Origin of the sequence: Modestobacter sp. VKM Ac-2985, from assembly GCF_026967925.1 — a bacterium.
In the GTDB taxonomy this organism is placed as follows: Bacteria; Actinomycetota; Actinomycetes; order Mycobacteriales; family Geodermatophilaceae; genus Modestobacter.
Genome location: NZ_JAPVBI010000001.1, coordinates 774844 through 798013, shown reverse-complemented (window position 1 = coordinate 798013; position 23170 = coordinate 774844). Strand labels below are relative to the sequence as shown.

Here is a 23170-nt window from a genome sequence, read left to right as displayed (position 1 = left end):
TCAGGCCCAGCCGAGGTCGGCCAGCTCCTGCCACGGCAGGGTGGCGCAGGCATCGGTCGCCTCCGCCACCAGCCGGCGCGCCACGGCGGCGTCCGCGCAGGCGACCGGCCGGTGCGGGGTGACGACGACGTGCATGTCGTGCAGCCGCAGCCCCGCGGTGGCCATCTCGACGAGCAGCTCCTCGGGGCGCACCAGCACCGCGGTGTCCACGCCGGGGACGCTCGTCGAGGTCCACAGGCCCACCGGGCCCTCGACCCGGAGCGCGGTCCGGACGATCGCGGCGCGGCCCAGCGCCGCCGAGCGCACCCGGTGGACCAGGGGCAGCGTCGCGGTGCGGGACGGGCGCCAGGGCACGAGCAGCTGCTCGCGGGCGACCACCACCCGCCAGCCCAGCGCGGTGTGCCGGGCGTCGGACCAGTCCAGGACGGCGACGCCGGTGGCCAGGGCGACCGGGTCGGGCACCGGGCGGCGGGCGAGCCAGGCACCCAGCGCGGTGGCGACCGACTCGGCCGTCACGGGCACCCGGGCCCGGGTCATCTCCGCGGCGAGCTCGGCGAGCAGGACGCGGGTGCGACGACCGGTGTCGTCCAGCACCAGCATCGGGCCGCGGCCCGTCCCGTCCAGGACGCCGAGCTCCAGGTCCGGGTGGACGCCCCGGTCGGCCAGCAGCTCCACGGCCGCCCACACGTCGGGCACCCGGACCTCGGCCCGGTTCAGTCTCTGCAGGAGCCCGGCAGGGGTGCCGAAGAGCGCTCCGGTCATGCGCTGCGACCTCCGGTCAGGGCTTCTCGGGCCACGGTCGCCAGACCGGGCAGGGACAAGACGCTCGCCAGTTCGACGGCGGACAGCCGCACCGGGACGACGTCGTCGGACCAGCCGGTGGCCCGGCGGACGCGCGCGGTGGGCGCGGGCCAGACGACCTCGCGGGCGGCGGCCACGTGCAGCTCGGTGAGCACCTCGCCCAGGTGGACGGCGGCGACCGGGTGCAGCGGTCCGCCGTCGAGCGCGGCGCGCACCGCCCGCTCGACCTCCAGCCGGTCCGGGCTGCTCAACCAGTGCGGCACCAGGACCGCCTGCGCCGGGTCCTCGGCCGGGGGGCCGCTCACTCCCCCACCGCCGGGCGCTGGGCCCCGACCGGACGACCGGCCCGCGCAGTGCGGCGAGTGGGCTCCGGCGCGTTCACGACTTGGATATCGGCAGGTGAGAGGCCCGATGGACCCGGATCGCAACCTTTTCCGCCCACCGTCGCCAGCTCCCGGACACCGAGCCGCCGCACGTGCCGGCGGCCCGGCGAGCTCAGCCGCCCAGCTCGGAGAGACGGTCCTTGAGGGCCTTCTCGGCACGATCGGCGTGCACGTTCATGTTGCGCACCGACGTGCCCAGGTCGGCCGACAGCTGCGTCTTGGTCTGCCCGCCCCAGGTCGTCAGGTACCAGGTCGCCCAGCCCAGCACGTTCGGCTGGGCCGCCCGCTGGTCCCGCCGGGCCGTCGGGTCGGGGGCGCATGCGGCGGTCAGGGCGTGCGACAGCAGGCTCTGCTCGGCCTCGCCCATGATCTCGTCGGGCACCTCGGCGCTGTCGGGGACCACGAACTCCACCGTGTCCGCCCCGCCGTCCAGGGACTGCAGGTTGCGCAGACCGTTCAGGGTGGCGACGGTCTGGGAGTTGCGGCGCAGCGTGGCCACGCTCTGGCCCATGTAGGCAGCCAGCTCCTTCTCGCTGGGCCGGCGCTGGTGCTCCGCGGTGAACGCGGCCACCGCCTTCTGCTGCTTGTTCTCCGTGTCCGCCGCGGTCCGGCCGTAGGCGTTGCGTCCCAGGTCGTGGACCCACTTGGAGAGCTGGGTCGCCAGGAAGGCGCCGAAGGGGACGGACTTGGTCTCGTCGTACTGGCTCACCGCCTTCAGCACCCACTCGGCCACCTGCTGGTCGACGTCGTCGTTGTCGGGCAGGTGCAGCCGGATCGTGCTCATGTTCCGCTGCAGGCGCTTGAGGCTGACCCGGCAGTAGTGCCGGCACAGCCCGTCGAGGAAGGCGGCGGGCAGGTCGCGGGGCGCCCGGCGGCGCACGCCGGTCTCCGGCCGCAGCCCGACCGTCGCGTAGCCCTCGGTGCCGCACCAGGCCCGGATCAGTCCGGCGAGCTCCTCGGCCGTCCCGGTCTCGCCGTCGACCCGGTACAGGCCGTCGCCCTCGTCGTAGGTCACCGTGACCTCGGCCGGCAGGGCCGCCCGGAAGGTGTCCAGCGGCAGCTCCCGGTCGGTGCGGAAGTGCACCCGGTCGCGGGGGGTGATCGGGGCCAGCGCCCAGCCCTCGGCCTCGGTGAGGCCGCCGAAGACGAGCGGCTCACGGGTCCGGGCGGGGTCGGTGGCGAGCTGGGTGGTGAGCATGTCCTGGGACACCGGTCCTCCTGAGGGGAAGTGCAGGTGGGCTGGGGTGGGGCGTGCCTGGGGTGCTGCGGCAGCGAGCGGGGAGCCGGCCACGGTGGGCCGACGGCGTCCGGCCTCAGACGAGGGCGGGCACCCCGCGGCGGGCAGGGGCGTGGACGCTGTCACCGGAGGGACGGCGGGGCGAGGGGATGCGCGGGGCCGGGACCCGCGGCGCCGGCATGCGGGGCCGGGGCGTCTCGACGGCCTCGAGCACACCGGCGGCCGCTGCGCGCTCGACCTCGTTCGGCTCGGCGACGTACACCGGCATGAAGTCGTAGAGGTCGGTGAAGAGCCCGTCCACGAAGGCGTAGGCGGCCTGCGCCTGGTCGGAGAACTTCGCGATCAGCTCGCGCGGGCCGAGCTCGACGCCCACGGTGATCCGGACGGCGCGGTCGTCGCCGCTGAGGCCGGTCAGCGCGAAGGCCACCGACTCGTGCCGGGCGGCCAGCCCCGTGAGGGCGGCGAGGCACCGGCGGGTGGCCGGCCGACGGGGGCGCAGTTGGACGTGCACGACCACCGTCTCCGACCAGGCCGCGGCAGCCGGCTCACCGGAGAAGCCGTCGACGGCATCACAGGGACGCAGGTCGTCGGCGCCGGACGGCCCGACGCGCAGGTCGACCGACAGCTCGACGCCGTGTGCCAGGCCCGATGCGAGTGCGCTGAGTTCCATGTTCGTCTCCCCCTGTAACCGTGGTGCTGTGGGGAGAGACTTGCGCACGATCGAGGCCGCCGACGGCGAGACTCGCCGCCCTGTGACTACTGTGACGGCTGGGGTGAGCTGTTATTGCGGCGTATTGACTACCCCTGTGGCACTACTTGACAGTCGACTGGTCCGGCCCTGGTGCAAATGCCGACAACGCGGCCAGCGCATCTGCGGCCACCTCGGCGGCCAGGCTCTGCGCCTCGGCGATCTGCCGGTAGACCTCTTCGCGGTGGATCGTCACCTCGCGGGGGGCCTTGAAGCCCAGCCGCACGGTCCCGCCGCGGACCTCGACGACGTAGACCTCGATGTCCTCGCCGATCCGGATGCTCTCGCCGACGCTGCGGGTGAGAGTGAGCATGGGTACCCCTCCATGGGTTCGTGTGGGCCGTCCGTGGCATCGCCCCGCCGGTCGGCGGGACCGGGCGTGCCCACCCGGGTGGGCACGCCCTGCTCCTGTTCTCTCGGCAGGTGGGCCGCGGAAAGGGCCACCTGCCGACGATCAGCGCAAGAAGTCCAGCAGAGTGGGCTGGATGGCCTTCGCGGTGGCCCCCAGCGCGGCCTCGTAACCGACCTGCTGCATCTGCAGGTTCATGATCGTCTTGGGCAGGTCCACGTTCTCGATGACCGCGGACCGGCTGGTCAGCGACAGCTCCAGGTCCTTGTTCACCTGCTGTGCCGTCTCGATCCGGTTGGTGCGCGTCCCGATGTCCGCGGCCGCCGTGAGCATGCGGTTCAGCACGGCGTCCAGGTCGTCGAGGTGCCCGGCGAGGGCGGCCGGGTCGTCGACCAGGTCGGTGGCGATGGACTGGACGACGGAGAACAGGTCACCGGTCGCCGGGTCCCCGAAGGCCTCCGGCCCGGTCAGATCGACCCGGATGGTGTCGGCGTCGGACACCTGGCGGTTGACCGGGATCACCGGCACCGGCGGCACCGTCGTGCCACCGAAGCCCTGGTACGCGCCGGTCGTGACGTCGTAGGCCGTCGACCCGCTCGTCACCCCGCCGAAGACGGGCACGCCCTGGACCGTGGTGTTCGCCAGACCCAGCAGGCTCTGCCGGATCCCGGCGACCTCGGTCTGGTACGCGGCACGGGAGGGACCGGACAGGGCGCCGTCGTTGAGGCCGGCCACCGTCTTCGCCCGGACGTTCTGCACCTGCTTGATCATGTTCTGCAGGGCGGAGTCCGTCGCGTCGAGCAGGCCGATCCCGTCGCTGATGTTCCGGGCGTACTGCGCGGCGCCGGCGAGCTCCTGGCGGGTCTGCATCGCGGCGTTCGTGCCGGTGGGGTCGTCGGAGGGCTTGTTGATGGTCTTGCCCGACGTCAGCTGCGCCTGCAGCTTCGAGATGGCCGCCCGGTTGCTGTCGATGCCCTGGAGGGCGGTGACGACGAGCGAGCGCTGGGTGATCCGCATCAGGTCACAGCCCCACTCGGCCGGTGCGGTTGATCAGCACGTCGAGCGTCTCGTCGATGACGGTGATCATCCGCGCGGCGGCGGAGTAGGCGTGCTGGAACTGCAGCATGTTCGTCATCTCCTCGTCGAGGTTGACCCCCGAGACGGACTCGCGGGACGCGTCCACCTGCGCGGCGACGACCGTCTGGGTCTTGAGGTTGCTCGTGGCCACCGACGCCTCGACGCCGAGGTCGACGATCAGCTGCCGGTAGGCGACGGCCGCCCCGGAGTCCGCCTTCGCCATGGCGGCCAGCTTCGCGGCGTTGCCGGCGTCGGCCGACGGCCTGGCGGGGACCGCCGGCGGTCCCGCGACCGCCGGGATCGGCGCCGTCGACGCGGCAGCCAGCTTCGCCGGGTCGGTGATCAGCAGGGTGATGTTCGCTGCGGTGACCGGAACGGCGGGCACGGCGCCCGAACCGAACATCGGGCCGCCCGGGGCGCCGGTCTTGTCGTAGGCGCCCGGACCGGTGTGCACGGCGTTGACCTGGTCGGCCAGCTGCTGGGCGACCGCGTCCAGCTTCTGCTGGTACCGCGGGATCGTCTGGCTCAGCGCCGTCAGCGCACCGCCCGCCGTGCCGCCGAGGGCCAGCCGGGTGCCACCGGGGTCGGTGACGAACGAGGGGTCCAGGGCGGTGGCCTCCGCGGGCACCTCGGTGCCGACGACCCGGATGCCGATCGCCGAGACGCCGGAGACCAGCATCGCGCCGGCGACGGAGACGTCGACCTGCCCGTCGTCCCCGGGGCTGGACGTGGCACCGATGGCGGTGGCCAGGTCCTGCACGAGCCCGTCCCGCTTGTCGGCCAGCTCGTTGACCGGCAGGCCGGCCTGGGTCGCGCGCTTGATCGCCCGGTTCAGGTCGGCGATCGACTGGGTCGTCGCGTTCACGTCCTGCGCCAGCGTGTCCAGGCTGTCGCGGGTCTGGGTCCACTGCTTGTCCAGGTTGGCGCTCGTGGTGTGCAGCTCGGCGACCAGCGTGGCGGTCTTCTGCAGCACGGCCGTGCGGGCGCCGTCCTCGGTGGGGTGGTTGGCGACGTCGCCCCAGGCGGTGAAGACGCCGGTGAGCTTCGCCTGGATGCCGGTCTCACCGGGTTCACGGAAGGCCTGCTCGATCTGCGCGAGGGTGGCATCCTGAGCGGTCATCCGGGCGGTCGAGGCGGACTCGATCTGCGCCCGGCTCTCCAGGAAGCCGTCCCGGATGCGGATCACCTTGTCGGCGTCGACGCCCTGGCCGACCTGGTTGCTGACCGCGTACATCGCCGGGACGGCGTTGCCGCCGATCGACTGCAGTTCCGCGCGCTGGCGGGAGTAACCGGCGGTGTTGACGTTGGCGATGTTCTGGCCGGTGACGTCGAGCCCGCGCTGCTGCGCCCAGAGAGCCGTCGTCGCCGTGTTCAGACCGGAGAAGGAACTCACAGCGCACCGTCCAGGGTGACCGAGCGGTAGGCGTTGCCGGCCGCGCGGCCGGACTGGGTGTAGGTGCCGGCCGCCGTGTTCGGCTGGGTGGTGTTCAGGGCGTCGTTGATGACGGCCAGGCCGCTCTCGATCAGCTCCTTGTTGGCGTCGGAGAGCCCGCGCAGCTCCGACACGAGGACCAGGAGGGCCTCGTGGTGCTTGGCGTAGAGGTCGTCCCACGGGGCCGGGGCCGAGTCGGCGAGCTGGCGCAGCGAGGGGTTGGCCTCCAGCCCCAGCCGGCCGGCGATCTGCTCGGTGGCCGCGGCCCGCTCGAGCTCGAGGGTCCGCAGCTGCTCCAGGACCACCTCGATCTCGTGGGCGATCCGGGCCAGCCACCGGCTCTTGCCGGTGACGATGAGGTACTGCTTCTCCTCGGCCTTGAAGAGCAGGAGGTCCAGCAGTTCCTGCTCTCGCCAGAGCAACGTCGACAGGTGCTGGTGGTCCATGCCGGCCGCCTTTCCGTCGTCGTGTGCAGCCCGTCGTGCAGGGCCTGCGCCCACCGGGACCGGCGGGCGCTGTCGATCTCCACTTCGGCACCCGGCAGCGCCCGGTCAAGCCGAGATGGCTCAAGGTCACCCGGAAATGTGCCGATGGCGGTGCCACGCGGTCGACGGTCAGCCGAGAAGGAGGGTGTGACCGCAGCCCGCCCCGTAGTGAGTGAGCGCCGACCCGCAGACGTCGACGCGCTGGTGACCACCCATCTCGCGCTCGCCCAGTTCGCGGTGAACGCGGTGGCCTCGCGCATCTCGCTGCCCAGCCACGTCAGCCGGGACGACCTGCTCTCCTGCGCCAGCGTCGCGCTGGTCGAGGTGGCCCGCCGCTTCGACCCGACCGCCGGGGCGACGTTCGCCACCTACGCCCTGCCGCGCCTGCAGGGCGCCGTCCTGGACGAGCTGCGCTCCGGCGACTGGGCCAGCCGCTCGGTCCGGGCCGCAGCGCGGCGCACGGACGCGGCGACCGATGCGCTGACGATCAGCCTGGGCCGCCCGCCGACGAAGGAGGAGCTGGCCGCCAGCCTCGGCGTGCAGCGCTCGGAGCTGGACTCCCTGCAGATCGACGTGCACCGGGCCGTGATGGTGAGCATGGACGCCGAGACCGGCACCGACGGCGGCTCGCTCGACCTGCCGGACACCGGCGACTCCCCCGAGCGCGCACTGCTGCGCGGGGAGCGGGCCCGGCACCTGCACGAGGCGATCCGCGCCCTCCCCGACAAGCTCGACGAGGTCGTGGAGCGCAACTTCTTCGGCGACGAGTCCCTCACCGACATCGCCGACTCCCTCGGCGTCACCCTCTCCCGTGTCTCGCAGATGCGGGCCCGCGCGCTCACCCTGCTGCACGCCGCGATGAGCGAGATCTGGGACGGCACCGCCGTCCCCGCCGACGGGGGTGTGCGCGCCCGCAACCAGCAGCGCGCCTACGTCGAGCGGGTCGCCGCCCGTCAGTCCGCCGGCCGGACCGCGGCGGCACCGCTCCCCTTCCCGGTCCCCCAGCCACGTGGCCGGGCCCGGCACGGCTGGGTGATCCCCGAGCGCGGCCCGGCCGCCCAACCCGCCTGAGCCGACCGCCCGGCCCCAGTCACATCCACACCACGGACCTCACCCGTTCGGGTTGAGACCGGGGTCTCCGGACCGTAGAAGAGATCGATCCCGCCGCACGGCTGCGGCGGTTCCTTCTCGTTCCCGGTCCACGGAGGGCCCGCATGAGCCTGGTCGTCAACAGCAACATCGCCGGGCTGAACTCAGCCCGCGTCCTCGGCATCGCCGATCGGCAACAGAGCACGTCGATCGAGCGGCTCTCCTCCGGCCTGCGGATCAACCGCGCCGCGGACGACGCCGCCAGCCTGGGGATCGCCGAGGGCCTGCGCACCCAGATCGGCGGGTTCAAGGTCGCGCTGCGCAACAGCCAGGACGGCATCTCGGTGCTGCAGACCGCAGAGGGCGCGCTCACCGAGACCCACTCCCTGCTGCACCGGATGCGGGACCTCGCCGTCCAGGCGGCGAACACCGGCGGGCTGGACGACGCCGCCCGGGCCAACGTGCAGACCGAGATCGGGCAGCTGCGGGCCGAGCTCGACCGGATCGCGGAGACGACGTCCTTCAACGGCCGGACGCTCCTGGACGGCAGCTACCGCGGCACCTTCCAGGTGGGCGCGGACGCGGGGCACACGATCACCGTCGGCTTCGGGCCGGCGATGAGCGCAGCCGGCCTCGGGCTGGCCGGCGTGGACGTCACCGCCGCCGGCACCGGCGGGACGACGGCCTCGTCCGCCACCACCGCCGCCGTGGGCACCGCCTCCTCGATCACCCTCGGCACCGCGACCCTCGCCGCCGCCGACTTCGACTCCCTCAGCGGGTCCGTCAGCCATGACGGCCGGACCCTCGACCTGGGGTCGCTCCGGTTCGGCCCGTCCGACACCGCCACCGAGAAGCTGGCCCAGATCGACGCGGCCCTGACGACGACCTTCGGCGCCGGTTCCGTCACGGCCACCAACTCGGGAGGGCTGGTGCTCACCGGCACGGCGCCGCCGCCCGGCGCCTCGGCCCGGGACCTGGCCGACGCGACGGTCCTGTTCTCACCCGCCACGGGAGCCACCAGGGCGCTCGAGGCGATCGATGCGGCGATCGGGCAGGTCTCCACCGCCCGCGCCGAGCTCGGTGCCGCGCAGAACCGGTTCGAGCACAACATCGCCAAGCTCGGCGTGGCACTGGACAACACCGCGGCCTCGGAGAGCCGGATCCGGGACGCCGACATCGCCGCGGAGATGTCCACGGCGACCCGGGCGTCGATCCTCACCCAGGCCGGCACGGCGATGGCGGCCCAGGCGAACCAGACGCCGCGCGGCGTGCTGCAGCTGCTGGTCTGACCGGGTCTCCCACCCGAACGGGGGACATCACCGCAACACCCTCAAGGACCCACCGGCCCACTCCGTTGACAGGGGTACGAAGGCCACGGCACGGATGCCGCGGTCACCCCGTCCAAGGAGGAACACCATGGGTCTGTCCGTGAACAACAACATCGCGGCGATGAACTCGTACCGCAACCTGTCCTCGACCGACAACCAGATGGCCAAGTCGCTGGAGAAGCTGTCCTCCGGCTTCCGGATCAACCGCGCCGCCGACGACGCGGCGGGCCTGGCCATCTCCGAGGGCCTCCGCTCGCAGATCGGTGGCTTCAAGGTCGCCGTCCGCAACACCCAGGACGGTGTCTCGGTCGTGCAGACCGCTGAAGGTGCGCTCACCGAGACGCACAAGATCCTCCAGCGCATGCGTGACCTGTCGGTGCAGGCCTCCAACGAGGGCTCGCTGAACGCCGACGCCAAGAAGAACATCCAGTCCGAGATCGGCCAGCTCAAGTCCGAGCTGGACCGTATCGCCGACACCACGACGTTCAACGGCAAGAAGCTGCTCGACGGCAAGTACGCCTCCACCTTCCAGGTGGGCGCGAACTCCGGCGAGACGATCGCCGTCAACATCTCCACCGCGATGGGGCAGAAGGGTCTCGACGTCGCCGGCGTCGACGTCACCAAGGCCGGCGCCTACACCACCAACGCCACCTCGGGCACCGCCGGTGGCGTGACCACCACCAACGCGACCACCGCGGCGAACTCCGACATGGTGTTCACCAAGGCGACCGGTGAGGCGGACTTCCAGGCCGCCAGCGGCAGCTCGGCGGCCTACGAGAACCTGTCCGGCACGATCAGCTTCGCCGGCAAGAGCTTCGACCTGAACACGGTCGACTACTCCGTGGCCAAGGCCGACAGCGGTGGCGACGGCGCCGTCAGCGACGTCGAGGCCCTCGCGGCCCTGAACACCGCGGCCAAGTCAGCCCTCGGGCTGACCAGCGCCACCGGCCCGTTCACCGCCGCCGCCGGTGACCTGACCTTCCAGGTCAACGAGGCCGTCACCGGCTACACCGGTGCCGGCGGGTTCGCCCTGGGTGGCACCGCCGCCCAGATCAACGACGCCACCCCGACCTTCACGGCCGGCAGCGGCGCCACCGACGCCATCGACGCCATCGACGCCGCGATCAAGTCGGTCTCCACCACTCGCGCCGACCTGGGTGCCATCCAGAACCGGTTCGAGCACACCATCAACAACCTCAACGTCGCCGTCGAGAACCTGACCGCGTCCGAGAGCCGGATCCGCGACACCGACATGGCCCAGGAGATGACGAACTTCACCCGGACCCAGATCCTGACCCAGGCCGGCACCGCGATGCTGGCCCAGGCCAACCAGGCCCCGCAGGGCATCCTCCGCCTGCTGGGCTGATCCACCCGCACCAGCTGAGCACCACCCGGTGAGAGGGGGAGACCTCCGGGTCTCCCCCTCTCCTCCGCGCGCCCGCGACCGCGGGCGGACCGGACCGGAAATCAGTCCTGCGTTCGGGTCAAGACCGGCTCAGTCCCAGCCGTAACAGGGAGTGCAACACCCCGCAGCACGGATGCAGCGGATGTCCCTGTAGGCCCCTTCCAAGGAGGAACACCATGGGTCTGAGCGTCAACAACAACATCGCGGCGATGAACTCGTACCGCAACCTGTCGGTCACCGACAACCAGATGAGCAAGTCGCTGGAGAAGCTCTCCTCCGGCTTCCGCATCAACCGCGCCGCCGACGACGCGGCGGGCCTGGCCATCTCCGAGGGCCTCCGCTCGCAGATCGGTGGCCTCAAGGTCGCCGTCCGCAACACCCAGGACGGCATCTCGGTCGTGCAGACCGCTGAAGGTGCGCTCACCGAGACGCACAAGATCCTCCAGCGCATGCGCGACCTGTCGGTGCAGGCCTCCAACGAGGGCTCGCTGAACGCCGACGCCAAGAAGAACATCCAGTCCGAGATCGGCCAGCTCAAGTCCGAGCTGGACCGCATCGCCGACACCACGACGTTCAACGGCAAGAAGCTGCTCGACGGCAAGTACGCCACCACCTTCCAGGTGGGCGCGAACTCCGGCGAGACGATCGCCGTCACCATCGGCACCGCGATGGGGCAGAAGGGTCTCGACGTCGCCGGCGTCGACGTCACCAAGGCCGGCGCCTACACCACCAACGCCACCTCGGGCACCGCCGGTGGCGTGACCACCACCAACGCGACCACCGCGGCGAACTCCGACATGGTGTTCACCAAGGCGACCGGTGAGGCGGACTTCCAGGCCGCCAGCGGCAGCTCGGCGGCCTACGAGAACCTGTCCGGCACGATCAGCTTCGCCGGCAAGAGCTTCGACCTGAACACGGTCGACTACTCCGTGGCCAAGGCCGACAGCGGTGGCGACGGCGCCGTCAGCGACGTCGAGGCCCTCGCGGCCCTGAACACCGCGGCCAAGGCAGCCCTCGGGCTGACCAGCGCCACCGGCCCGTTCACCGCCGCCGCCGGTGACCTGACCTTCCAGGTCAACGAGGCCGTCACCGGCTACACCGGTGCCGGCGGGTTCGCCCTGGGTGGCACCGCCGCCCAGATCAACGACGCCACCCCGACCTTCACGGCCGGCAGCGGCGCCACCGACGCCATCGACGCCATCGATGCCGCGATCAAGTCGGTCTCCACCACTCGCGCCGACCTGGGTGCCATCCAGAACCGGTTCGAGCACACCATCAACAACCTCAACGTCGCCGTCGAGAACCTGTCGGCGTCCGAGAGCCGGATCCGCGACACCGACATGGCCCAGGAGATGACGAACTTCACCCGTACGCAGATCCTGACCCAGGCCGGCACCGCGATGCTGGCCCAGGCCAACCAGGCTCCGCAGGGCATCCTGAAGCTGCTGGGCTGATCCACCCGCACCACCTGAGCACCACCCGGTGAGGGGGGAGGCCCCCGGGCCTCCCCCCTCACTGCACTCACCGTCCCGAGCACCGGAGGTACCCCATGGCAGGCATGAGCGTGAGCACCGGTCTCATCTCGGGCATCGACTACCAGACCATGATCAGCCAGCTGATGCAGGTGGAGGCGAACCCGCAGAGCCTGCTGAAGAACCAGCTGACCGCGACGCAGTCCGACGCGACCGCATACCGCGCCGTCAACACCCGGTTCGACACGCTCCGCTCGGCCGCCGCGGCCCTCAACGACCCGGCGGCCTGGACCGCCACGAAGGCCAGCAGCTCCTCCACCGCGGTCACCGCGACCGCCGGCCCCGCGGCCCTGGCCGGGTCGGTCACCTTCGCCGTCGACCGGCTCGCCACCTCCCACTCGATGATCACCGACGCCACCTGGACGGGCACCGACCAGGCCTACGGCGCCGGCTCGATCTCGATCACCAGCGGCGGCACGACCACCGCCGTCACGATCACCTCCTCCACCGCGGGCGACCCCTCCCTCGCCGACGCGGTCGCGGCCATCAACGCCGACCCGAAGGCCGGCGTCACCGCCACGGCGGTGCAGGTGAGCACGGGGAGCTACCGGCTCCAGCTCACCGCGAAGGCCTCCGGTGCTGACGCCGTCTTCACGATCGGTGACAACACCGGCTACAAGTCGGTCGTCGACGGCGTGGACGCGAAGGTCACCGTCGGCACCGGGATCGGCAAGTACGAGGTCACCTCGGCGACCAACACCTTCACCGGCCTGATGGCCGACACGACCTTCACGGTCTCCAAGGCCGACCCGGCCGCCCTCGTCACCGTCTCGGTCGCCAAGGACCCGAGCGCTGCCGCGACGAAGGTGAAGAACCTGGTCGACGCGGCGAACGGCCTGCTCGACTCGATCACGTCCTACACCGACCCCAAGAGCGCGACCGCCCTGCTCAAGGGCGACAGCACCCTGCGCGGCCTGGCCAACGAGATCCTCGACGTCGTCTCCAGCGCGATCGGCGGGGCCTCGGCCTCGATCGCCGGCGTGCAGACCACCCGGGACGGCAAGCTCACGTTCGACACGGCGGTGTTCACGGCCAAGCTGGCCAGCGACCCCACGGTCGTGCGGGACCTCTTCACCAAGAAGACGATCACCAGCACCGGCGCGGACGGGATCAGCGGCAACGCCGACGACGTCACCGCACCGGTCGGGATCGCCGCCCGGCTGGAGGCCCTGGCCAAGGGCGCGTCGGACGCCACCACCGGGTCGCTCACCCTGCTGGCCAAGAGCCAGGACGCGCGCGCCACCGACCTGACCGAGCGCATCGCCGACTGGGACACCCGGCTGGCCATGCGCAAGGACACGATCACCCGCCAGTTCACCGCCATGGAGAAGGCCCTGGGCACGATGCAGAACCAGGCCTCCTGGCTCAACTCACAGATCGCCGGCCTGCCCTCCTGGTCGAAGTCCAACTCCTGATCCCGCTGACCCGCCACCGACCTGGAGCATCTTCCCGATGAGCACCGCTTCCCTCCGCGCCCGCTACCTGGGTGACACGGTCACGACCGCCTCCCCGCAGCGCCTGCTGGTGATGCTGTACGACCGCCTCGCCCTGGACCTCGAGCGCGGGCACGCCGCCCTGACCGCGGGTGACCGTGACGCGGCGACCGAGCAGCTGCAGCACGCCCAGGACGTCGTCTTCGGGTTGCTGGAGAGCCTGCAGGTCGACGCCTGGGACGGCGCTCCCCGGCTGGCCGCCCTCTACAACTGGCTGATCACCGAGCTCGGCCAGGCGATCCTCAAGGCCGACCTGCGCCGGGTCGCCGACTGCCGCAAGATCGTCGAGCCGCTGCGCGACGCCTGGCGGGAGGCCGCGGCCTCCCTCGCCGTGGCTCCCGCGTGACCGCCGGCCCGCCCGCCGGGCGCAACCGGGTCGGGGACGTCCCCGCCCTGGCCGGCGGGCGGAACTGGCCGGCGGTGCTGGACGCGCTCGAGGGCGACGTGTACGAGGCCGAGGAGACCCTCGCCCGCGGGCGGGCCGAGGAGATCGCGGCCTGGGGCCGCCGGTCCACCGACTGGATCCCGCCGAGCAACCTGGGCCCGCTGCCCGACGACCTGCGCGAGCGCGCCGCCCGGCTGCTGCAGCACCAGCTGGCGGTCGCCGAGGCGCTGGTCGAGCAGATCACCCAGTCGCAGAAGCAGCGGGACGTCGCCGCCCGGATGTCCTACGCACCGACCCGGCCGGTCGCCTCCTTCATCGACCGGGTGCTCTGACCCCACCCGCACCACCGGCACTCCCCCGTCCCCCGCGACAGAAATGGCCATTTCTGTCGCGGGGGACGTGTGCGTTGTGTGACTGGACGCGCCCGATCGGGTGCAAGTGGTCATGACAGCCGCTGCCGCTGCCGATGACTCAAGGGCACGGAACGCACCAACTTCGCCACGGATCGGCGGCCCCCTCGCTCCCAGGTTCCCCTGGGAGCGCGTCCCGCCGTACCCGGAGGTACCTCGTGCTCCGTCGCTCCCTGCTGGGCGTCCGGTGATCACCGACTCGACCATGACGGCGCTGCACGCGTCCCTCACCGGACTGCAGCAGCGCCAGCGGGTGACCGCCGACAACATCGCCAACGTCCAGACGCCGGGCTTCCTCGCCGGCCGGGTCGACTTCGAGTCGACGCTGCAGGCCGAGATCGTCAACGGTCAGGTCCCGGCGGGTGGCCGGAGTTCCGTCACCCGCTCGATGGACCCGACCCGGACCGACGGCAACAACGTCAACCTGGACACCGAGACGGTCATCGCCACCGAGACCGGACTGCGCTACCAGCTGTCGATCAGCGCCCTGGACGGCAAGTACGCCCTGCTGCGCTCCGCCCTGCGGACGCAGTGATGGCCGTCTTCGACACGCTCCGCATCGGCGGCTCGTCGCTGTTCGTCCACCGCAAGTGGATGGACGCCGTCGCGGACAACATGGCCAACATCAACACGGTCAACGGCCCCGGCGAGGACGCCTTCCAGGAACGGATGGTCGTCGCCGAGGCGGTCCAGTACGGCTCGGGCCAGGGCGGCGTGCGCGTCGCCGGCACCGAGCTCGGCAGCGCCGAGGGCCGGATGGTCTACGAGCCGAACAACCCCCTGGCCGATGGCGAGGGCTACGTCCGCTACCCCGACATCGACCTCGGCGACCAGATGACCCAGCTGCTCATGGCCCAGCGCGGCTACCAGGCCAACCTGGCCACCATCAGGAGCGCCACCGAGGCCTACCAGCAGGCCCTCCAGCTCGGGAAGGGCTGATCATGACCTCACCCATCGCCGGCATCTCCATCGGCATGCCGGGCATCACCGACGTCACCGGCGTCGCCGGCGCGGCCAACGCCGCCGCTCCGCGCTCCGTGTCCGGGGACGGTGGCTTCGCCGCCGTCCTCACCGGCTCGATCGACTCGCTGAACGCCGTGCAGGGCAACGCGGACGCCCTCGCGCTGCAGGCTGCGACCGGTGACCTGCAGGACGCCCACGACTACATGATCGCCAGCACTGAGGCCCGGCTGGCCACCGACACCGTGGTGACCCTGAAGAACTCGGCGGTCGCGGCCTTCACCGAGATCATGCGGATGCAGATCTGATGCCCGCCGCGCTCGCCGGACCGATGGACCGGGTCCGCACGCTGCTGGCGACGATCGGCGCCGGCCAGAAGATCGTCATCGGTCTGCTGCTGGCCGGGCTGCTCCTCGGCGGCTTCTTCTTCACCCGGTGGGTCACCGCCCCCACGCTGTCGCCGCTGTTCAGCAACCTGGCCTCCACCGACGCCTCGGCGATCGTGGAGGAGCTCAACGCCCAGGGCGTCGCCTACGAGCTCACCGACGGCGGCCAGACGATCATGGTGGCCAAGGAGAAGGTCTACGACCTTCGCCTGGCGATGAGCGGCCAGGGCCTGCCGGCCGGCGACGAGACCGGCTACTCCCTCCTGGACGAGCAGGGCATCACCACCAGCGAGTTCCAGCAGCAGGTCTCCTACCAGCGTGCGCTGGAGGGGGAGCTCGCCAGCACCCTCAAGGCGCTGGACGGCGTCCGATCCGCGGTCGTGCACGTCGCACTGCCCAAGGACGACGTCTTCGCCACCGAGGAGGGCAAGCCGACCGCGTCGGTCCTGCTGGACCTCGCCCCCGGCACGAGCCTCGCCGGTGAGCAGGTGCAGGCGGTCACCCACCTGGTCTCCTCCAGCGTCCAGAAGATGGACCCGGCAGACGTCACGGTCGCCGACTCCACCGGCGCGGTCCTCTCCGCCGCCGGCGAGGGCACGTCCTCGGCCGCCGGTGACGCCCAGTCGCAGATGGAGCAGGAGTTCGAGGGCAGGCTGGCCGCCAACGCCCAGCAGATCCTCGACCGGGTCGCCGGTCCCGGCAACGCGGTCGTCTCCGTGCGCGCCGACCTGGACTTCGACCAGCGCGGCACGACGATCGAGAGCTACGACTTCAACGAGGGCACCCCGGCGCTGTCGGAGAGCACGACCATCGAGAACTACGCCGGCAACGGGGCCGCCGTCGGCGGGGTGCTCGGTGCCGAGGACCTCGGGGTCAACGGCAACGGCGAGTCCGCCTACGACAAGGAGACGGCCACCCGGAACAACGCCGTCGACAAGACCGTGGAGACCATCGAGGGAGCGCCGGGTGCCGTCCAGCGGCTGACCGTCTCGGTGGTGATGGACCAGGCTGCTGCCGGTGCGCTGAACCAGGCCCAGGTCCAGGACCTGATCGGCAACGCGGTCGGCCTGGACGTCGCCCGCGGGGACGCCATCACGGTCGCTGCGATGGCCTTCGACCAGACCGCCGCCGAGCGGGCCGCCGCCGACCTGGCGGCCGCCGAGGAGGCGGAGAAGACCGCCCAGATGTGGTCGATGATCAAGACCGGCGGCATCGCCCTCGGCATCGCCCTGCTGGTGCTCATCGTGTGGCTGCGCTCGCGGCGCAACCGCGAGGAGTACGAGGAGTACGAGGACGAGGAGGCCGAGGAGCGCATCCAGGTCGAGAGCGTCCGCGACCCGGCCCTCGACGACCGGACGGCGTTGCTGGAGGCCCAGCAGCGCGAGCGGGTGCGCGGCGAGATCTCGGAGATGGTCAGCGACCGTCCCGACGAGGTCGCCACGATGCTGCGCGGCTGGTTCGCCGACGCCAAGTGAGCACACGGCCCGGGGCCTCCCCCGGCGGGGCACCAGCCCTGCCGGGTGGGGCCCCGGACTGCCGATGCAGGAGCTGGGCGCCGGTGGCGTCCACCGGACAAGAGGACTGCCGTGAGCATCGCGAAGGGAGTTGAGCAGTGAGCATCGCCAGCGTCGAACAGCTCGTCGGGGTGCCGGCGACGACGTCGCCCGCCCAGCTCGCCAAGCCCCGCAAGGAGCTGCCGGGCCTGCGCAAGGCCGCGGTGTTCCTGGCCCAGCTGACCAAGGAGGAGGCCGGCGCCGTCCTCGCGCAGATGCGCCCCTCCGAGGTCGAGAAGCTGACCAGCGAGCTCATGGGGCTGCAGCGGGTCAACGGCAGCGACGTCGACGACGTGCTCGGCGAGTTCCACGCCCTCATGCAGGCCCGCCGCTTCGTCGGCACCGGCGGCATCGAGTTCGCCCGCGAGGTGCTCGCCGCCGGGCTGGGCGAGGAGAAGGCCGACGGCATCCTCTCCCGGCTCAACGTCGTCTACACCGAGCTGCCCTTCGCCTCGCTGCGCAACAGCGACGTCCGGCAGCTGGTCACCTTCCTCAAGGACGAGCACCCGCAGGTCGTCGCCCTGGTGCTGGCGCACCTGCCGGCGCCGCAGTCGGCCGAGGTGCTCTCGGGTTTCCCGCCGGACCAGCAGGCCGACGTCGCCTACCGGATCGCGATGATGGACCGCACCGCCCCGGAGATGGTCCGGATGGTCGAGGAGGAGCTCGGCCGCCGGATGGGCTCGCTGCTGGCCTACCAGGACATGGCGACCGTCGGTGGCGTCGAGACGCTGGTGGAGATCATCAACCGCTCCTCCCGGCCCACCGAGCGCTCGATCCTGGAGTGGCTGGAGAACAGCGACCCGGAGCTGGCCGAGCGGATCCGCTCGCAGATGTTCGTCTTCGAGGACATCGTCACCATCGACGACCGGTCGCTGCAGCTGGTGCTGCGCGACGTCGAGGCCAACGACCTGGCCACCGCGCTCAAGGGCGTGAAGCCCGACGTCCGGGACAAGGTGGTCCGCAACCTCTCCGAGCGCGCCGGGGAGAACCTGATCGAGGAGATCGAGCTGCTCGGCCCGGTCCGCACCCGGACCGTCGAGGAGGCGCAGGCCAAGATCGTGGCGGTCATCCGCACCCTCGAGGAGCAGGGTGCGCTGACCATCTCGCGGGGTGGTGAGGATGACTTCGTCGCCTGACGGCAGCGGACGCGAGACCCTGCTGCTGCGCGGGGCTCCGGCGGCCGGCGCCGTCCCCTACCAGCGCGCACCGCAGGGTGCGCCGGTGTGGGGCCGGCCGTCGGCGGTGCGCCCCGCCGCGCAGGACGCCGTCGCGCCGGCCCCGGCCGCGCCGGTCCCCCCGCCCCGGGCACCCCGGGCGCCCTCCGTCGTCCCCCCGGTCGCCGAGCACCCCACGGCGGCGCACAGCGACCGGGCCGCCACCGCACGGGTCGGGCTCCGGCTGGGCGAGGTCTACGCCGAGCAGCTGGCCCGGCTGCGGGAGGAGGCCCGCCGGGAGGGCTGGGCCGCCGGCCACGCCGAGGGCCTCGTCGCCGCCGAGCAGGTCGTCCGCGCCGCCGAGCAGGCCGCCGAGGAGCGTCTCCTGGAGGTGCAGGCCCGCTGGGAGCGCCGGCTCGCCTCGGCCACGGCGGCCATGGGCGCCGCCGTCGAGCGGCTGGACGAGACCGCCGCCCCGGTGGTCGACGAGCTGCGGGACAGCATCCTGGACGCCGTCGTCATCCTGGTCGGCGACCTGTTCGGCCGGGAGCTGGCCATGGCTGCGGAGCCCGGCCTGGACGCCCTGCGCCGGGCCCTGACCCTGTGCCCCGACGACGTGCCGGTCGTCGTCCGGCTGCACCCCGACGACCTCGCCGAGGTGCCGGCCGAGGCGCTGGCCCAGCTGCCGGCGTCGGTCACCGTCCGCGGGGACGACGCCGTCGAGCGGGCCGGCGCGCTGGCCGAGGCCGGCACCCAGCGGGTCGACGCCCAGCTGAGCGCAGCGCTGGACCGCGTCCGCGAGGTGCTCCGGTCATGAGGGCGACCGTCGACGCCCTGGACAGCAACGACCTCATCGACCGGGCGCGTGCGGCTGCCCGACCCCAGCTGACCGGGATCGTCACCGGCGCGATGGGGCTCACCCTCTCCGTCGAGGGCGTCTCGGCGGCCGTCGGCGACCTGGTCGAGGTCCGCACCGGCCCTCAGCCGCTGCTGGCCGAGGTGGTCGCCGTGCAGCGGGACCGGCTGACCTGCATGCCGCTGGGCGACCTCTCCGGCGTCCGCTCCGGCGCCCGGGTGCGGGCCACCGGCATGCCCCTGCAGGTGCCGGTCGGCGAGGCGCTGCTCGGCCGGGTGCTCGACGGGCTCGGCCGGCCGATGGACGGCGGCCCGCCGCTGGGCAGTGCGATCCGGTACGTCGACCTGACCAGCCAGACCCCCAACGCGCTCACCCGGGCCCGGGTGAACCGGCAGCTCACCACCGGTGTCCGGGCCCTGGACACCCTCGTCCCGGTCGGCCGCGGCCAGCGGCTGGGCATCTTCGCCGGGTCCGGCGTCGGCAAGTCGACGCTGATGAGCCAGATCACCCGGGGCACCGACGCCGACGTGCGCGTCATCGGGCTGATCGGCGAGCGTGGCCGGGAGGTCCGCGAGTTCCTCGAGGAGGACCTCGGCCCGGAGGGGATGGCGAACACCGTCGTCGTCGTGGCCACCTCCGACGAGCCACCGCTGGTGCGGCTGAAGGCCGCCTTCGTCGCCACCCGGATCGCCGAGGGCTTCCGCGACCAGGGCCGCGACGTGCTGCTGATGATGGACTCGATCACCCGCACCGCGATGGCCCAGCGCGAGGTCGGGCTCTCCGCCGGCGAGCCACCGGCCACCCGGGGCTACCCGCCCAGCGTCTTCGCGATGATGCCCAAGCTGCTGGAGAAGGCGGGCACCTCCACCACCGGCTCGATCACCGGCCTCTACACCGTGCTGGTGGAGGGCGACGACCACAACGAGCCGATCGCCGACACCGCCCGGTCGATCCTGGACGGCCACGTCGTCCTCACCCGCAAGCTCGCCACCGCCGGGCACTTCCCGGCGATCGACGTGCTGGAGTCGATCTCCCGGGTCGCCACGACCATCGTCCCGTCGCCGCAGATGACCGACGCCCGGGAGGTCCGCCGGATGATGGCCGCGCTGCGCGACGTGCGGGAGCTGATCGAGATCGGCGCCTACCAGACCGGCTCGGACCCGCTCGTGGACCGGGCCCGACGGCTGGTACCGCAGATCGACGCCTTCCTGCGGCAGGCCGTGGACGACCCGACCTCGACACCCGAGGCGTTCGCCCGACTGCACGCGATCGCCACCACGGCGTGAGCGACCCGCGGTGAAGCAGCCGGCCTTCCGCCTGGAACCGGTGCTGAAGCTGCGCCGGACCGAGGAGCGCGCCGCCGCGCTCGCATCGGCCCAGGCCGCCCGCGAGGCGACCGAGGCCGCCGAGCGCGCCGAGCGGGACGCCGCCGCGCTGACCGAGCGCGCGCTGCCCGGACACCCCACCGGCTCGGCGTTCATCGCCGCGATGGTCGCATCGGCCGCCGCGGCTGCCGATGTGTCTGCTGCACGGGCACTGGCCGTCGCACGCGCCGAGCAGGCCGACCTGGTCCGGGCCCGGTGGACCGCCGCCGCCCAGCGCACCAAGGGCCTCGAACGCCTGCGCGAACGGCACGTGGCGGCCCTGCAGGCAGCGGCCGACGCCGCCGAGGAACGCGTGGTCGACGACCTGGTCACCCGCCAGCACAGCACCACCCGAGCCAGCACGGACGAGATGAGCAGGGAGGAGACGACGTGGACGGACTGATCGCGGTGCACAGCCGGATCGGGCAGATCCAGGCCCGCTTCACCCCGCCGGTGACCCAGCAGACCGCCTGGGCCAGCGCGGCCTCCGCCGCCGGCCTCACCGGCAGCAGCGCGGCGGCGTCGGCCTCGGCGGCCCCCGCAGCGACCGGCACCGGCGCCGAGGTCGTCGGGGCGGCGACCAAGTACCTCGGCGTCCCCTACAAGTGGGGCGGCACCGACCCGGCGACCGGCCTGGACTGCTCCGGCTTCACCCAGCGGGTCTACGCCGACCTCGGGATCGCCATCCCGCGCACCTCCGCCCAGCAGGCCACCGCCGGCCGGCCGGTCGCCTCGCTGGCCGAGGCCCTCCCCGGCGACCTGGTGTTCTTCGACAACACGTCCTCCCGCCCCGGCATCGACCACGTCGGGCTCTACATCGGCGGCGGCAAGATGATCGCCGCCCCGCAGGCCGGCGACGTGGTCAAGGTCCAGGACGTCGGCGACCCGACCCTGATCCGCCGGGTGCTGCCCGAGGGCGCCGGCACTGCCCCCGTCGCCCCCGCGGCCGGCGGCGGCCTCGCCGGGGTGCCCTACGCCGACCTCTTCGCCCAGGCCGGGGCCCGGCACGGCGTCTCCCCCGCACTCCTGGCCGCGGTCGCCAAGACCGAGTCCGGGTTCAACAGCTCCGCCAGGTCGTCCGCAGGCGCCACCGGGCTGATGCAGTTCATGCCCGCCACCGCCACGGGGCTCGGCGTGGACGCCACCGACCCCGCGTCCTCGATCGACGGCGCCGCCCGCTACCTGAGCAGCCTGACCAAGCAGTTCGGCTCCACCGAGCTGGCGCTCGCCGCCTACAACGCCGGCCCGGGCACGGTGCAGCGCCACGGCGGCATCCCGCCCTACCCCGAGACCCAGTCCTACGTCCAGAAGGTCACCAGAGCCGCGGAGGCCTACGCATGAGCAGCCCGACCACCCTGCCGGTGATCTCGGCCCCGGCCCGATCCGGTGCCGTCACCCACGGCTCCGGCCGGTCCTCCGCCGGCGACCGCGCACCGGCGTTCGCCAGCGCCCTCGACGACGCGCTCGGCAGCGAGCGCGGCCCCTCCCACGCCTCCCAGCGGGCCGCCGAGCGGGCGGCGGAGCGGTCCGCCGTCCGGACCCCGGACCGCTCCCCCACCGGCCGGCCCGACCGCCCCACCGACGCCCCCGCCGACCGGGTCGACCCGTCGGCGGCCGACCCCGCGGCGGAGGTCGCCGACGGCAGCACCGACGCCGCTGCTCCGCCGGTCCCCCTGCAGCCCGGGCTGTGGGCGCTGCTGGCCGCGGCCGCGCCGCTGACCGCGGAGAGCACCGCGGGCCTGGGGACGACGGCCGCCGCAGCCGGCCTGATCGGCGCCGTCACCGGTGCCGGGCAGTCCGCCGACGGCGCCGTCCCCCTGCCGGGCGTACCTGCCGCTGCGGGGCCGGCGCCGGCCGCACCGGCACCGGGTTCGCCGCTGCCCGCCCCGCTCCTGCCCACCCCGCCCGTCCCCGCCGCTGCGGCCGCTGTCGACGCGACCGCAGCGCTGGCCGACGCCGCTGGGCTCATCGTCGTCGTCGATCCGGCCGGTGCTCCGGCGGCGCTCCCCGCGACTGGCCCGGTCACCGCATGCGCTCCCGGTACCGACCCGGCGACCACCACCGACGCCGCGGCGACGCCGCTGCTGCTGCCCGCCGGTGCGGCCGCGGACTCGGCGGGCACCGGGGCGGGGAACGCCGGGGACGATCCCACCCCGGCGGCCACCGGGCCGGCGCCGTCGACCGTCGAGGCCGATGCCGGGTTCGGGCTCCCCGGCCCGACGCCGGCTGCGGCTGCGTCCGCAGCGGCGGCCGGGGCTGCGGTGCCGGCCCCGGCGGAGCCCCCCGTCGCCGCCCAGCTCGGCCGCCAGCTCGCGGTGCTGCACAACGCCCCGGACGGCAGTCAGACGATGACCGTGGTGCTCACGCCAGACGACCTGGGCCCGGTGTCGGTCCAGGTCACGATCACCCGTGGCGTGCTCGACGTGAGCCTGCACGGCGCGCACGAGGCCGGCCGGCAGGCGCTGCTGGACGCCCTGCCCGACCTGCGCCGCGAGCTCGACAGCGCCGGACTGACCGCCGGCCGGGTCGAGGTCGGCGCGGACGGCGGCGACGCCGGCACCGGCGCGCGGACCGCGCAGCAGCTCTTCGACGCCCAGACCGGTCAGCAGGGCCGCTCCGGCCAGCCCGACCAGCAGGGCGGCTCCCGCGGCAGCGGGCAGACCACCGATCCCCTCGGCCGTGGCAGTGCCGCCCCGGCCGCCGACCAGTCCACGTCAGCCGGCGTGGACGTCCGCGTCTGATC

The 23170-nt window shown here is 73.0% G+C and carries 25 protein-coding genes; 17 read left to right on the top strand and 8 right to left on the bottom strand.

The window, feature by feature from the left end; genetic code table 11:
• From O2V61_RS03680 to O2V61_RS03645, 8 genes are all read right to left on the bottom strand, one after another.
• Positions 1-762 (bottom strand): hypothetical protein, encoded by a 762-nt coding sequence (locus O2V61_RS03680; protein ID WP_269181974.1) that lies wholly within the window; start codon positions 760-762, stop codon positions 1-3.
• Complete coding sequence (locus tag O2V61_RS03675; RefSeq protein WP_269160031.1) at positions 759-1106, bottom strand: hypothetical protein; 348 nt, start codon at positions 1104-1106, stop codon at positions 759-761. The genes O2V61_RS03680 and O2V61_RS03675 overlap by 4 nt, the downstream gene beginning before the upstream one ends.
• A gap of 190 nt (positions 1107-1296) precedes the next feature.
• Complete coding sequence (locus O2V61_RS03670; protein ID WP_269181973.1) at positions 1297-2394, bottom strand: flagellar biosynthesis protein FliA; 1098 nt, start codon at positions 2392-2394, stop codon at positions 1297-1299.
• 103 nt (positions 2395-2497) lie between these two features.
• Positions 2498-3091, bottom strand: a complete 594-nt coding sequence (locus O2V61_RS03665; protein WP_269181972.1) for a hypothetical protein — start codon at positions 3089-3091, stop codon at positions 2498-2500.
• Between the two features lie 142 nt (positions 3092-3233).
• Positions 3234-3482 (bottom strand): carbon storage regulator CsrA, encoded by a 249-nt coding sequence (gene csrA, locus O2V61_RS03660; RefSeq protein WP_269181971.1) that lies wholly within the window; start codon positions 3480-3482, stop codon positions 3234-3236.
• Between the two features lie 141 nt (positions 3483-3623).
• Positions 3624-4535: a flagellar hook-associated protein FlgL gene (flgL, locus tag O2V61_RS03655; protein WP_269181970.1), complete on the bottom strand. Its 912-nt coding sequence runs from the start codon at positions 4533-4535 to the stop codon at positions 3624-3626.
• Positions 4536-4539: 4 nt separating this feature from the next.
• Positions 4540-5988 (bottom strand): flagellar hook-associated protein FlgK, encoded by a 1449-nt coding sequence (gene flgK, locus O2V61_RS03650; protein WP_269181969.1) that lies wholly within the window; start codon positions 5986-5988, stop codon positions 4540-4542.
• Positions 5985-6473: a flagellar protein FlgN gene (locus tag O2V61_RS03645; RefSeq protein ID WP_269181968.1), complete on the bottom strand. Its 489-nt coding sequence runs from the start codon at positions 6471-6473 to the stop codon at positions 5985-5987. Before O2V61_RS03645 ends, flgK begins: the two co-directional genes overlap by 4 nt.
• A gap of 186 nt (positions 6474-6659) precedes the next feature.
• Here O2V61_RS03645 and O2V61_RS03640 point away from each other — a divergent pair, with 186 nt between their 5' ends.
• The 17 genes from O2V61_RS03640 to O2V61_RS03560 all read left to right on the top strand — a co-directional run bounded on the left by O2V61_RS03640 (position 6660) and on the right by O2V61_RS03560 (position 23168).
• Complete coding sequence (locus O2V61_RS03640) at positions 6660-7583, top strand: sigma-70 family RNA polymerase sigma factor (RefSeq protein ID WP_269181967.1); 924 nt, start codon at positions 6660-6662, stop codon at positions 7581-7583.
• A gap of 143 nt (positions 7584-7726) precedes the next feature.
• Positions 7727-8890, top strand: coding sequence for a flagellin N-terminal helical domain-containing protein (locus O2V61_RS03635; RefSeq protein ID WP_269181966.1), 1164 nt, complete (start codon positions 7727-7729; stop codon positions 8888-8890).
• Positions 8891-9017: 127 nt separating this feature from the next.
• On the top strand, positions 9018-10295 hold the full coding sequence (locus tag O2V61_RS03630) for a flagellin N-terminal helical domain-containing protein (RefSeq protein ID WP_269181965.1): 1278 nt from the start codon (positions 9018-9020) through the stop codon (positions 10293-10295).
• 215 nt (positions 10296-10510) lie between these two features.
• A complete protein-coding gene (locus O2V61_RS03625) occupies positions 10511-11788 on the top strand; it encodes a flagellin N-terminal helical domain-containing protein (protein WP_269181964.1) in 1278 nt (425 codons plus the stop codon).
• A 104-nt stretch (positions 11789-11892) separates the two neighbouring features.
• Positions 11893-13281 carry a flagellar filament capping protein FliD gene (fliD, locus tag O2V61_RS03620; RefSeq protein WP_269181963.1) on the top strand — a complete coding sequence of 463 codons (1389 nt, stop codon included), beginning with the start codon at positions 11893-11895 and terminating at the stop codon, positions 13279-13281.
• Between the two features lie 37 nt (positions 13282-13318).
• Complete coding sequence (gene fliS / locus O2V61_RS03615) at positions 13319-13705, top strand: flagellar export chaperone FliS (RefSeq protein WP_269181962.1); 387 nt, start codon at positions 13319-13321, stop codon at positions 13703-13705.
• A complete protein-coding gene (locus O2V61_RS03610) occupies positions 13702-14076 on the top strand; it encodes a hypothetical protein (RefSeq protein ID WP_269181961.1) in 375 nt (124 codons plus the stop codon). Before fliS ends, O2V61_RS03610 begins: the two co-directional genes overlap by 4 nt.
• Positions 14077-14359: 283 nt before the next feature.
• A complete protein-coding gene (locus O2V61_RS03605; RefSeq protein ID WP_269171957.1) occupies positions 14360-14689 on the top strand; it encodes a flagellar basal body rod protein FlgB in 330 nt (109 codons plus the stop codon).
• Entirely contained in the window at positions 14689-15093 is a 405-nt protein-coding gene (locus O2V61_RS03600; RefSeq protein ID WP_269181960.1) for a flagellar basal body rod protein FlgC, read from the top strand. The genes O2V61_RS03605 and O2V61_RS03600 overlap by 1 nt, the downstream gene beginning before the upstream one ends.
• Before the next feature lie 2 nt (positions 15094-15095).
• Entirely contained in the window at positions 15096-15422 is a 327-nt protein-coding gene (gene fliE, locus O2V61_RS03595) for a flagellar hook-basal body complex protein FliE (RefSeq protein ID WP_269160015.1), read from the top strand.
• On the top strand, positions 15422-16975 hold the full coding sequence (gene fliF, locus O2V61_RS03590; RefSeq protein WP_269181959.1) for a flagellar basal-body MS-ring/collar protein FliF: 1554 nt from the start codon (positions 15422-15424) through the stop codon (positions 16973-16975). Before fliE ends, fliF begins: the two co-directional genes overlap by 1 nt.
• 137 nt (positions 16976-17112) lie before the next feature.
• A complete protein-coding gene (gene fliG / locus O2V61_RS03585) occupies positions 17113-18189 on the top strand; it encodes a flagellar motor switch protein FliG (RefSeq protein WP_269181958.1) in 1077 nt (358 codons plus the stop codon).
• Entirely contained in the window at positions 18173-19024 is an 852-nt protein-coding gene (locus O2V61_RS03580) for a FliH/SctL family protein (RefSeq protein ID WP_269181957.1), read from the top strand. Before fliG ends, O2V61_RS03580 begins: the two co-directional genes overlap by 17 nt.
• The gene (locus O2V61_RS03575; RefSeq protein WP_269181956.1) at positions 19021-20349 is read left to right on the top strand and encodes a FliI/YscN family ATPase; all 1329 of its coding nucleotides are present in this window, start codon (positions 19021-19023) and stop codon (positions 20347-20349) included. Before O2V61_RS03580 ends, O2V61_RS03575 begins: the two co-directional genes overlap by 4 nt.
• A gap of 10 nt (positions 20350-20359) precedes the next feature.
• On the top strand, positions 20360-20830 hold the full coding sequence (locus O2V61_RS03570) for a flagellar export protein FliJ (RefSeq protein WP_269181955.1): 471 nt from the start codon (positions 20360-20362) through the stop codon (positions 20828-20830).
• On the top strand, positions 20818-21768 hold the full coding sequence (locus O2V61_RS03565) for a transglycosylase SLT domain-containing protein (protein WP_269181954.1): 951 nt from the start codon (positions 20818-20820) through the stop codon (positions 21766-21768). Before O2V61_RS03570 ends, O2V61_RS03565 begins: the two co-directional genes overlap by 13 nt.
• On the top strand, positions 21765-23168 hold the full coding sequence (locus O2V61_RS03560; protein ID WP_269181953.1) for a flagellar hook-length control protein FliK: 1404 nt from the start codon (positions 21765-21767) through the stop codon (positions 23166-23168). Before O2V61_RS03565 ends, O2V61_RS03560 begins: the two co-directional genes overlap by 4 nt.
• Positions 23169-23170: the final 2 nt, after the last annotated feature.